The 12446-nt window shown below is 36.8% G+C and carries 9 protein-coding genes; 2 read left to right on the top strand and 7 right to left on the bottom strand.

The features are described from left to right. From E1171_RS17580 to E1171_RS17565, 4 genes are all read right to left on the bottom strand, one after another. Nucleotides 1-738: transglutaminase-like domain-containing protein (locus tag E1171_RS17580; RefSeq protein WP_155207365.1), on the bottom strand; the 738-nt coding region annotated here is incomplete at its 3' end. A gap of 14 nt (nt 739-752) precedes the next feature. Next, a complete protein-coding gene (locus E1171_RS17575; protein ID WP_155207364.1) occupies nt 753-2381 on the bottom strand; it encodes an acyl-CoA carboxylase subunit beta in 1629 nt (542 codons plus the stop codon). Between the two features lie 174 nt (nt 2382-2555). Further along, entirely contained in the window at nt 2556-3500 is a 945-nt protein-coding gene (locus tag E1171_RS17570; RefSeq protein ID WP_155207363.1) for an MlaD family protein, read from the bottom strand. 12 nt (nt 3501-3512) lie between these two features. Next, nucleotides 3513-4259 (bottom strand): N-acetylmuramoyl-L-alanine amidase family protein, encoded by a 747-nt coding sequence (locus E1171_RS17565; protein WP_155207366.1) that lies wholly within the window; start codon nt 4257-4259, stop codon nt 3513-3515. Between the two features lie 130 nt (nt 4260-4389). On the opposite strand from E1171_RS17565, the gene E1171_RS17560 reads away from it, so the two are divergent. Continuing rightward, the gene (locus E1171_RS17560; protein ID WP_155207362.1) at nt 4390-7188 is read left to right on the top strand and encodes a putative LPS assembly protein LptD; all 2799 of its coding nucleotides are present in this window, start codon (nt 4390-4392) and stop codon (nt 7186-7188) included. A gap of 248 nt (nt 7189-7436) precedes the next feature. Here E1171_RS17560 and lysS read toward each other — a convergent pair whose 3' ends face one another. Beyond that, nucleotides 7437-9182 carry a lysine--tRNA ligase gene (lysS, locus tag E1171_RS17555; protein WP_155207361.1) on the bottom strand — a complete coding sequence of 582 codons (1746 nt, stop codon included), beginning with the start codon at nt 9180-9182 and terminating at the stop codon, nt 7437-7439. 197 nt (nt 9183-9379) lie between these two features. Next, the gene (locus tag E1171_RS17550; protein ID WP_155207360.1) at nt 9380-10564 is read right to left on the bottom strand and encodes a proline dehydrogenase family protein; all 1185 of its coding nucleotides are present in this window, start codon (nt 10562-10564) and stop codon (nt 9380-9382) included. A 387-nt stretch (nt 10565-10951) separates the two neighbouring features. On the opposite strand from E1171_RS17550, the gene aroB reads away from it, so the two are divergent. Then, nucleotides 10952-12004: a 3-dehydroquinate synthase gene (gene aroB / locus E1171_RS17545; RefSeq protein WP_155207359.1), complete on the top strand. Its 1053-nt coding sequence runs from the start codon at nt 10952-10954 to the stop codon at nt 12002-12004. Between the two features lie 141 nt (nt 12005-12145). Here aroB and E1171_RS17540 read toward each other — a convergent pair. Beyond that, nucleotides 12146-12446 (bottom strand): YtxH domain-containing protein (locus tag E1171_RS17540; protein WP_222931533.1); only part of this gene is annotated, 301 nt, incomplete at its 5' end.

The raw sequence follows: 12446 nt of genomic DNA, 5'->3' as shown, positions 1-12446 counted from the left end.
TTTTACAATTTGAAGATGGCTGCAAGGTTCGTAAAATGTAGGGGAAGGATTTACACTTATTTGTTTTAAATAATTATCAATGTCCTCACGTGTAAAGATTAGCCCCCTGTTGAAAGGATTAATATAAAACTGGAATTCTTTGGTTTTATAAGTTAAAACAAAAATATTGGGAAGGTTAATCCCATATATGGGCATCTCCAATTTCCTCGCAATTAACATATAAATTACAGCCAAAGAAATAGGATTTCCACGTCTGCTCTCCAATACCATATTGATCATAGAATTTGCAGGGGCATGGAAATTCCTCGTATTAGCTTTAAAGCGAAAGTTTCCAAAAAAAATACTATTAAGCACCTTTATTTGATCAAAAGGGTGGAGCTCAGAACGAAAAGCCAACCACGACTCAAAATAAATCTGGTTAATTTCTGCTTTAAGAAATTCTAACTTAAGGTCCGGATATTGAAATAAAGCCACTAACCACATCCCTTCAAGTAGATTCCTGCCTCCATCTTTTTTCCAATTGATCAATTTTATTTTCAAATTCTCAAATTGAAGCTGATGAAGCATTTCCTCAATCTTACGTTGTAAGTCGGGATCAAGGCTCTCTTCCCATTTATTTTCTAAAAAGGGAATAACTACTTCACCCAATGAAAGGATTTTACTTTCTACATGCTGTAACACTTCAACATCTGGATCATCCAATAATGATACAAGTGCTTTAATCTCCCTTTCAGTCATAAAAATTACCGTTTTCAGGTCTGGATCACCCCGACATTAAAACGTTCTGTAATTGGAGCATGGTTCGCGGCTTCTATTCCCTTAGAAAGGATTTGTCTGGTCTCTAGTGGATCAATAATCCCATCTACCCATAACCTTGCGGCTGCATAGTAGGGACTTAATTGTTCATTATAACGGTCCGTAATTTCCTTCAAAAGTTTTTCTTCCCCTTCAGGACTTAATTCTTTTCCTTCAGATTTCAAACCTGCAATTTTAATTTGAAGTAAGGTTTTCGCAGCCGAGCCCCCACTCATAACAGCTAATTGAGCTGTAGGCCAAGCAAAAATTAGTCGGGGATCATAAGCTTTACCACACATAGCATAATTTCCTGCCCCATAAGAGTTTCCAATAATAATGGTAAACTTAGGCACCACCGAGTTAGCCATAGCATTTACCATTTTAGCTCCATCCTTAATAATTCCGCCATGTTCTGCCCTACTTCCAACCATAAAGCCACTTACATCATGAAGAAAAACCAGTGGAATTTTACGTTGATTACAATTCATAATAAAACGGGCAGCTTTATCGGCAGAATCCGAATAAATCACCCCTCCCATCTGCATTTCTCCTTTTTTTGATTTGACAATCGTTCTTTGGTTAGCGACTATCCCTACTGCCCAACCATCAATACGAGCCGTCCCACAAATTAAGCTTTTCCCATAAAGAGGTTTATATTCCTCAAAATCAGAAGCATCAACCAAACGATGAATGATCTCCAACATATCATAAGGTTTTACCCGATCGCGAGGGAGAATACCATATAAATCTTCTTCCTTTTTTTTGGGAGCAACGGTAGGGATTCTATCAAAACCCGCCTTATCAAAGTCCCCCATTTTATCAAATATCGACCGAATAGCATTTAAACAGTCCTCATCAGAATCATATTTATTATCTGTAACCCCAGAAATTTCACAATGCGTAGATGCTCCCCCCAAGGTCTCATTATCTACTTTTTCACCAATGGCCGCTTTAACCAAATAAGAACCTGCTAGAAAAATAGAGCCCGTTTTATCCACAATTAAAGCTTCGTCAGACATAATAGGCAAATAGGCACCTCCAGCAACGCAACTCCCCATTATAGCAGCAATCTGCACAATTCCCATTGACGACATCTTTGCATTATTTCTAAATTGCCGACCAAAATGCTCTTTATCAGGAAAAATTTCATCCTGCATTGGTAAATAAACACCGGCGCTGTCTACCAAATAAACAATAGGTAGCCGATTTTCCATAGCGATTTCCTGTGCCCGCAGGTTCTTTTTTGCTGTAATTGGAAACCACGCCCCTGCTTTCACTGTAGCATCGTTAGCCACAATCACACATTGTCGATTATTAATATAGCCGATCCCGGTAACCACTCCTGCAGAAGGACAACCTCCTTCTTTTTCATACATTCCTTCCCCTGCCAATGCCCCAACCTCCAGAAATTCAGAGCCTTCATCAATCAAAAATTGAATTCTTTCCCTTGCTGTAAGTTTTCCTTTTTTATGTTGGGCGGCAATTTTCTTTTCTCCTCCCCCTAAATGTGTTTTATTGAGCTTTGCCTTCAATTCAAAGCATAATTGTTTTAAAGAATCCTCATTTTTATTAAACTCTAAATCCATAAGAAAAGAAAAAAGTAATTTCAATCAAATACAAAAAACAAAAAAAGTCGGTATGAGAAGCTTAGGTGAGCCCTACATACCGACTTTAAATATAATAAATATATCCCGACCTTAATCTTTTTAAGGAAATAATGTGAAGCGAACTTCCTAAAAAAAGATATTTAATTAAAATGGCTAATCCTCCTTGTTTGCGGACACTGGTTCCTCTTTTTCTTTTCTTCCAAACAGGGAAAAGTGGACATACCTTCTTGGGTTTTCTCTCAAATCTTCCAATAATAATGCTAACTCTGCAGTAGCCAGATTCATACTATTGTATAAGGAATCATTCTGGGTGAGCTGTCCAAGAGTTCCTTTACCTTCATTAAGCCCTTCAAGGGTTACATTAAGATTAGTTAAAACCTTATCAAGGTTAGCAGATATCTGGGCAAGCCTCATTTCTTTAACGGAATCTGCCACATGGTTCATTTTACTCACCAAAGGTTCCAGGCCATTCTCCGGATCAGCCAAAGAAGTTGAAATTTCTGCTAATTTATCGGTGGTTACCTTTAAATTATCTCTATTATCAGACAAAATACCCTTAAAATCATTTGAGGCACTGTTTAATTTTTTCATCATCTGCCTTAAATCACCTTCTTCATCCATAAACTCCTCCATTTGGGAAGATATATTATAAAGTTTGTCAGTAATTGGCAGTACTTTCTTTTCTATCATTTCTGTAAGGGGAACCGTAATTTCGCCCCTTATCGTATCACCACTTGCCAAGGGCGTTGTGACTTTTCCAATTTTCAGATCAATAGCTTTACTACCTAATAAATCACTACTAATTAACAGAGCCTTTGAATTCTTTCCTAGAACCAGTTCTTTATCAATATCGAACTCCACCAATAAACGGTTTTCATGTTCCTGGTCAATCATAATCTTATTTACTCTTCCCACAGTATAACCGTTCACTAATACAGGATTGGAGACCGTTAATCCATCTATATTTTTATAATACACATAATAACGGTTAGTGGAAGAAAAAAAATCAATTCCTCTTAAAAAATTAACCCCTAAATACAAAATGGTACAGGCTACAATAGCCAAGATCCCGACTTTAAATTCCTTTGATAGTTTCACCTAAATAAAAAATTAATTCAACGCTTCGATTTCATTTTTATAATCCCGAAAGGCTCTAAATATACCGGAGGCAATATAGACTTGTCCTTCTTCACTATTCAAATAACGTTCTTCTGGCGGATAGGTTAGAAATCCTGTTTCAATTAACACACTGGGCATCCCAGCTTTCCAAAGCACTACAAAACCAGCTTCCTTTACACCACGACTTTTCCTTCCTACCCTGAATTTAAACTGATCTTCAATCTTTTTTGCAAATAAAGTGCTATTTTCCCTATAGGCATTCTGAAATAAAGAAAATATTATATGAGATTCGGGAGATTCCGGATCAAAACCTTCATAATTGTCCTTATAATTATCTTCCAATAAAATGGCGGCATTTTCTTTTTTTGCCACCTCAGGAAAGTTTCTATTTTGAGCATGCAATCCCATCACCCAAGTTTCTGTTCCATAAGCCCTTTTGGCTGCTGGACCTTCGACAGAATTACAATGAATGGAAATAAATAAATCGGCATTATTTTTGTTAGCAATTTCAGCACGTTCTTTTAGATCAATAAAACGATCATCTTTGCGTGTATAAATTACTTTAACACCTTTAATGTATTTGTTAATATACTCCCCAACTTTTAAAGCAATTTTCAATGCCACATCTTTCTCCTTGGAAAAACTTCCCAAATTCCCGGGATCAAATCCCCCATGACCTGCATCTATAACCACCGTACGCAACTTTGATTGACTTATAGCGGGATGATTTGCTGTCAAAACAAAAATTAATGAAAGGAAGAAAATTAATTGAATATTCCGCACAATATTTCGGCCAATTTGACTTTATAATATAACTTTACGCAAATTTGAAAATTTTTCCGTAAATCTGAAACAACTAGAGCACAATTTGAAACAGGCATTTTTACTCCTTCTTACACTCTTTTTTTTAGCTGATCTAGAAGCTCAGGATTTAAACTCCCGGCCTAAACAAAAGAATTTGCATGCACTACCGGACTCTCTCTTATTGAAAGGAGCTGTGGAGCCTGTCCATTCAATTCCTAATACTTTTGAAATCACCCAAGAGAAGTCAACTAATCTGGCTGATAAATTGGCTACTGACTCTCTTTCTCAAGAAAACGTCCTTTCTGATACATTAACAGTAGAATCTCAGGAAGACACAGTTCAGGTATACTCGGAAGGTTCCAAAGATATAGAATCCAGTATTGATTATACAGCTGCCGACTCTACCACCTTTGATATGGTGAACCAGTTAGTTTATCTCTGGGGAAATGCCAAAGTTAATTATGGGGATATAAAACTAGAGGCGGACTTCATTAAAATCAATATGAAAGACAACACGGTGGAGGCAAATGGAAGAGTAGACTCCCTTGGCACCAAAATTGGATTTCCTGTTTTCACTCAATCGGGTCAAACTTATGAAGCCGACAGTATGAGTTACAATTTTGAGACGGACAAAGCTGTTATTAGAGGAGTAGTAACCCAGGATGGCGAAGGTTACATCCAGGGCAAAGATATCGTTAAAAATGATCAAGGGGATGCCTTCATTCATAACGCCATATATACCACTTGTAATTTAAAAGAGCCCCACTTTCACATTGCAGCAAAAAAAATTAAAAGGCTGGATAATGGTAATATTGTAACAGGTCCATTTAACCTCCATTTTAATAATGTTCCTACTCCCATAGGCTTTGGATTTGGAATGTTCCCTGCTCCCCAATCCAATGCATCTGGAATAGTTGTCCCTAGCTATGGAGAGGAAACCAGAAGAGGTTTCTTTTTAAAAGATGGAGGATATTATTTCCACATTAATGATTACATTAACCTTACCCTTTTAGGCTCAATTTACTCCCAGGGAAGTAATGAATTAAAGTTATCTTCCAGCTATAAAAAACGATATAAGTATAACGGAAACTTTAATATCAGCTACAGTAAATTAGTTCCGAGAGAGGAATCTATTTTAGATGATTCCTACAGTCAAACCTTTTGGGTAACGTGGAGTCACCAACCGGAATCAAGAGGAAACAGTCGGTTTTCTGCTAATGTAAATTTTGGTTCTTCTTCTTATAACGAGGTTAATGCTCAATCGATAAGCGATCGAATCAACTCTACATTTAGCTCCAATGTCCAGTATTCCAAAACTTTTCAGGGGACACCTTTTAATTTAGCTATCAGTGGTCGACACAACCAAAATGTTCGGGATAGTACTGTAAACTTAACTTTACCTGAACTTAGTTTTAATATGAGTACCGTTTATCCATTCCGATCTCAAAATAGTAGTGGAAACAAGTGGTATGAAAAGATTAATGTGAGTTACGGCTTAACTGCCAAAAATGAAATCACCAATCAGGCCCGAAACAATACATTTGATGACATAAATGTTATCAATGCCAGTCCAGAAGACAGTGAAAGAGTCCCCTTTGATCTCGATCACATGGGAACCATTTTGAACAGGGCGCAATACGGCATGCAACATAGGATTCCCGTGCAAATGTCAATGAATGTATTAAAACACTTTACCATAACACCAAACATTAACTACAACGAAACCTGGTATGACAAACATTTAGAATATGAATGGGACGAACAAGCAAATGGAGTAAGAATTGACACGGTCAGAAGTCTCTCCAGAACTGGATCATGGGATGCCGGTGCCAGCCTTAACACTCGTATGTATGGAACCTATTACTTTAAAAAGGGAAAGGTAAAAGCCATACGACATACTATGGTTCCAAGTGTAAGTTATAGTTATACACCAGAAACTGGACAGGACATCTTTCAGGATGTACAAATAAATGAAGACGGGGATACGCGAAGACTTTCCAAATACGAAGGGTTTTTGTACGGTGGGACGACTGGAATGGAGAGAAGTACGATGAATTTCTCTATTTCAAATACCCTGGAAATGAAGGTAGAAGACAAGAATGACACCACAGGGGTAGGAACCAAAAATGTAAACCTATTGGATAACTTTTCAATAAGTAGTGGTTATGATTTTCTTAGGGATTCCTTAAACCTTAATAATATTTCTCTTTCTGCCCGTACAAGATTGTTTAATAATAAGCTTGATGTAAGTATAAATGCTACCTTAGACCCCTATGCATTTGTTTTGGATAGTACCTACACCGATAGCAATGGCTTGGAACAAATTGCACAGCGTCAAATTAATGAATATGCCTGGAATTTCGGTCAGGGCCTAGGAAACCTCCAAAGCATAAACCTGAGTTTGGGCACTAGCTTAAACCCAAAGTCCATTAATGATATTTTCAATCCGAATAGTAATCCAGAGACTAATGCAACGGAAGATCAGTTAGATGAGATCCGAGCTAATCCGGATCGGTATATCGATTGGAGTGTCCCCTGGAACTTAAGGGTTAACTATAACTTAAATTATAGAAAAGACGGTTTTAAAAAGTCTGACATTACGCAATCCCTGACTTTCTCTGGAGATGTAAGTATCACAGAAAAGTGGAAAATTGGGTTTAGCTCTGGCTATGATTTTGAAAAGAAAGCATTGGTTGAAAATACTACCCGTTTAAATATTTCACGTGATTTACACTGTTGGGATTTGCAGTTTGACTGGACTCCTTTAGGACAATATCAGTCCTTCAGCTTATATATAGCTGTAAAGGCATCCATATTACAAGATTTGAAACTAAGCCGGAGAAGAACCTTTTGGGACAATTAATTTGAACGCATAAGAGAAGAGGCCATTGTATCTTCTTTAGCCACCTTAGAGATTTTTGGTACTAACTACTTTTATCGAGCCAATCCAAAAATTCGATACCCTTTCAAAATTAAGGTTCGACAAAAAATAAAAAAGACTTCCCTACAAAGAAAGTCTTTTCTTATTCATATTAAAATATGTTTACAAAAGTAGTAACCCTTTTAAACTTTTTACTTTTGTTATTCTAAATTACTAATTCCTAATCACCTTTACTCCGCTGGCTGTCCCTCCACCCAGGAGCTAACTTCATCCAAAGTAGGGTTCTTAACCTCTTTTAGCTTCAACTTCTTTCTCATGCCGCAAACATCATTAAACAGCTTGTTAGGCTCTCTTTGTCGAAGTTCCTCAATAGTCAGTACTCCCAATTTATGTAATACGGGAATCAATTCTTCACGAACTCCTGCATCTACATAATCTTGATTAGAAGCATAAACCACTTTCTTTTCAGGCTTCATTTGCGGGAAGAACAGCACATCCTGAATAGATGAAGAATTAGTCATAATCATCGACAGACGATCAATTCCAATACCTAACCCTGCTGTAGGTGGCATTCCATATTCCAGAGCACGAAGGAAATCTTCGTCTAAGACCATGGCCTCGTCATCTCCTCTTTTTCCTAATTCCAATTGCTCTTCGAATCTTTTCCTTTGATCAATCGGATCGTTCAACTCAGAAAAGGCATTACAAATTTCCTTTCCATTACAAATCGCCTCAAATCGCTCCACCAGTTCAGGTTTATCTCTATGACGCTTAGCCAAAGGAGACATTTCTACCGGATAATCCGTAATAAAGGTTGGTTGAATAAGATTTGGCTCACATTTCTCCCCAAAAATCTCATCAATAAGTTTTCCTTTACCCATGGTATCATCAACAGGAATTTCCAACTGTTCAGCCGTTCCACGAAGTTGGACTTCATCCATTTGAGAAATATCAATTCCCGTAAAATGTTCAATGGCTTCAAACATGGTAAAACGTTTCCATGGACGTTTAAAGTCGATAACATTTTCACCAACCTGCACTTTTGTAGTTCCATGCAAGTCCAAAGCTACTTTCTCCAACATTTCCTCCACCAATTCCATCATCCACTTGTAATCCTTATAAGCCACATAAAGCTCGATTTGGGTAAATTCAGGATTATGGAATCGAGACATTCCTTCATTTCGGAAGTCTTTCGAAAATTCATAAACGCCATCAAAACCGCCAACGATCAAACGCTTCAAATAAAGCTCATTAGCTATACGCAAATATAGCGTCATATCCAGGGTATTGTGATACGTTTTAAAAGGACGAGCGGCAGCTCCACCATACAGTGGCTGCAAAATAGGCGTCTCTACCTCCAAATATCCTTTATTATTTAGATACTGACGCATAGAATTGGTCAGTTGTGTACGTTTAATAAAGGTATCTTTCACTTGTGGATTAACTATTAAATCCACATATCTTTGCCTATAACGTTGTTCTGGGTCAGTGAAGGCATCATAAGTTTTCTTTTCCCCCCTTTCGTCAACGGCTTCCTTTACAATTGGTAAAGGCTTTAAAGATTTGGTTAATACGGTCAAAGAAGTGACATAGAGAGAAATCTCCCCTGTTTGGGTTTTAAATACGTACCCTTTCACTCCAATAAAATCCCCTATATCCAATAGTTTTTTAAAAACCGTATTATAAAGACTTTTGTCCTCCCCAGGGCAAATATCATCCCTTCTTAAATAAACCTGTAAACGACCACTGGCATCCTGAATTTCAGCAAATGAGGCTGAGCCCATTATTCTACGACTCATGATCCTACCAGCAATAACTACATCCTTAAAATTGCCTTTAGCCTCGTCAAAGTCTCTTTTGATCTCCTCAGTTGTGGTGTTTACTTCAAAAAGGGCTGAAGGATAAGGCTCAATACCCAATTTCATCAGCTCCTCTCTGGCCTGTCTTCTTATTATTTCTTGTTCACTCAAAAACATAATAGGTCAATCTATTTCAGATCGCAAAATTAAAGATTAGTATCAATTCAATGAATCAGGAAATATATTACCTGATTTGTATCATATTGTCAGCAACAACTGAACAAAATACCTTTTTAGAACTTACTTAAACTTATTCTTTTAAGCATCAAATTTTTCTTGAAAACACCCAATTATTAAACTTTGAATATTTTCTTTTAGTGTTTTTTTACGGCCTTTCTTCTTTGCAACTCATCCTTCACCATCAGGTATTCCCGACTGGACTGCCCCGCTATGGATGAATTTTCCTCGGCCCTTCTAAATAAATAAGGCATCACTGACTTTACAGGACCATAAGGCACATATTTAGCCACATTATAACCAGCCTTGGCCAAATTAAAAGAGATGTTATCACTCATACCAAAAAGCTGAGCAAAATAAACCCTTTCGTCATTGGGTTTGAGGTTTTGTTTTTCCATCAAATCCACTAGCAGATAATTGCTATATTCATTATGAGAACCGCTACAAAGGGAAATACGATCAATATTTTCTACACAAAATTCCAGTGCAAGATTATAATCCCTATCCGAAGATTCTTTATCAGGCTGAATTGGGTTAGTATAGCCCATTTGCGCTGCTCTAAGGCTTTCTTTCTCCATATAAGCCCCACGAACTAATTTTGCACCGATTTTATACCCACTTTTATTTGCCTGGCTAAAAGCTTCCTTCAAACGACCCAACATATCATGTCGATACATTTGATATGTATTGTATACAATAGGCTTTTCTTTGTTGTATTTTGCCATCATGGCATAAACAATGCGATCAACTGCATCCTGGATCCACGACTCCTCTGCATCAATAAAGATTGGAACATTCAACTCGTGTGCTTTTTCACATATACGGTCAATTCTATCGATCGCCCTCTGAAAAGCTTCTTTTTCACTTTCATTGAGCTCCTCTCCAGCTTGCACTTTTTCCAACAAAGCGAATTCCGATAAGCCAGTAACTTTAAAAACTGAAAATGGAACATGAGGGGAGCGATGTGCTTTTTCAATTGTCCGAATAGTCTCCTGAGTAGTATTTTGAAAACCAGCCTCTGTCTTTTCCCCTTCTATGGAATAATCCAGAATAGTCCCTACATTAAATTTACCTAATAGCTTAATAGTAGGCTCACATTCCTCAATCGTTTCTCCACCGCAAAATTGTTCAAAAATAGTATTTTTAATTAATGAACTAATGGGCAATCCCACCTTAAAAGCCCCTTTAATGGAAGAAGTACCCATTTTCATGAGTGTGTGGTTATTCATTCCGGCAAAAATTAAATAAGTTTTCATCAAAGCCTTGTCCGACTTGGAAGAAAATGCCACCGAAATATCATCAAAAGAAACCCTTCTCTTCATCGCATATATCTAATAATCTTAATAACTGCCGCAAAGATAAAAAATAATAAATTACATGAGCTATATTTGAGCTTTGTTGTTGATTATTACTTATCAGTTGATTGCTTAATTTTTAAGTATTTAATAAAAAAATAGAGCTATCAATAAATAAAAACAACCACCTATTTTTTTTGAGGATTAAATTTGACGTATACTCAATTTCGGTTCATATCGTGTTTTCGATCTTTTAATAAAAATAATCAGGTGTTCAAATTTTACTTTTCAATTCGATAAATATAAACTGAAGAACTCCCATGAAGCAGCTCTTCATCCAATAAAGATAAAAACTCATGGGAATCTTCTAGGCCGATTAAATCAATTCTTTTCTGAAGAAATTAAATTATTTTTATGTTACCAGACTACATTACCATATCAGATGACCTGTCTTCTGACTTAAAAAATTTCTTCCAGGGAAAAACTTTTTCAAAAGTTGGGGTTCTGGTAGATGAAAATACTCATGCTTCATGTTATCCTTTAATTCAGACAGCATTACCTACTCATACTGTTTTTGAGATCAAAAGTGGAGAAGAAAATAAACACCTTGGGACCTGTCAGCTAATTTGGGAATGGATGACCAACGAGCAATTTGACAGACATGCCTTACTGATTAACCTGGGGGGAGGAGTGATAGGTGACATGGGAGGTTTTTGCGCTGCTACTTACAAAAGAGGCATTTCTTTTATCAATATACCAACTACTCTTTTATCACAAGTGGATGCCAGCATTGGCGGAAAATTAGGTGTTGATTTTCATGGATTTAAAAACCACATTGGTGTTTTTCATGTGCCAGACCAGGTGATTATTAACACAATATTTCTCAAAACATTGCCGCAAAGAGAAATTCGTTCCGGCTTTTCCGAAGTAATCAAACATAATCTTATAGCCGATGCTACCCAATTTAATTACATCAAGCATAAATCTTTAGAAGAATTCAACTGGACCGAAATTGTCAGACATTCCGTAGGTATTAAACATAAAATTGTAACAGAAGATCCAACTGAAAAAGGCTTTAGAAAGGTCCTTAATTTTGGACATACCATTGGCCACGCTATAGAAAGCTTTTATCTCGACCAAGGAGAAAACCGACTATTACATGGGGAAGCCATAGCCATTGGAATGATTGCAGAAGCTTACCTTTCAAAGGAAAAATTAAATTTAAAGGAAGAAGCCGTTAAAGAAATAACCAAATATATCTTTAAGATATTTGCCACTTATGAATTAAGCGCCAAAGATTACAACTCAATTGCCTCATTGGCATTGCAGGATAAAAAAAACATTGGGGGAACCATTAACTGCGTTTTACTCGAGGAAATAGGTAAAGCCGTTTATGATGTCTCTATTACAAAACAAGATATTTTTAATTCCCTTAATTTTTATCAAAAAATTAAAGCCGGGGAATAATTCTCCGGCTCCAACACAAATTAGCTCCCTTTTAAAGCATTTCTGAATTTTTTCTTTTGCTGAGAAGAACTTTTAAGAGTGCAATAGTTCCTTGCCTTTCAAAAGTTCATTTTCCTGTAAAACAAAAAAATCAGACACCTCTTAAGCTTTTTGTTTTTTAACGATGTTCAAATTATTTGTTAATCGCTTCCCCATCTTTCCAGCCTTAGATAGAGCAGATTCTTTAAAATCCTGCACTTTGGCTGTTTGAGTTTCTAAGGTTTCCTCAATATTGTCTCTTAGATCCTCTGCTCTTCTTCTTAACCTTCTTCTTGTTCGTTCTCCTTTCTCAGGAGCAAATAACAACCCTGCAGCAGTGCCGGCAGCAGCTCCTACAAGGAATGAGATAAATACAGTTCTTAACGTTTTCATTTTTGAAGAGTTTATAGTTTTACGATTGGAT

The sequence above is a fragment of the Xanthovirga aplysinae genome (assembly GCF_009711365.1).
Lineage (GTDB): Bacteria > Bacteroidota > Bacteroidia > Cytophagales > Cyclobacteriaceae > Xanthovirga > Xanthovirga aplysinae.
This window is presented reverse-complemented; position numbering and strand designations above follow the sequence as displayed.

What these genes read in the sequence shown, in the direction of transcription:
- E1171_RS17550 (WP_155207360.1), bottom strand. Translation starts at nt 10,564, where the DNA reads ATGAAGAGAAGGGTTTCTTTTGATGATATTTCGGTGGCATTTTCTTCC.
- aroB (WP_155207359.1), top strand. Translation starts at nt 10,952, where the DNA reads ATGTTACCAGACTACATTACCATATCAGATGACCTGTCTTCTGACTTA.
- E1171_RS17575 (WP_155207364.1), bottom strand. Translation starts at nt 2,381, where the DNA reads ATGGATTTAGAGTTTAATAAAAATGAGGATTCTTTAAAACAATTATGC.
- lysS (WP_155207361.1), bottom strand. Translation starts at nt 9,182, where the DNA reads ATGTTTTTGAGTGAACAAGAAATAATAAGAAGACAGGCCAGAGAGGAG.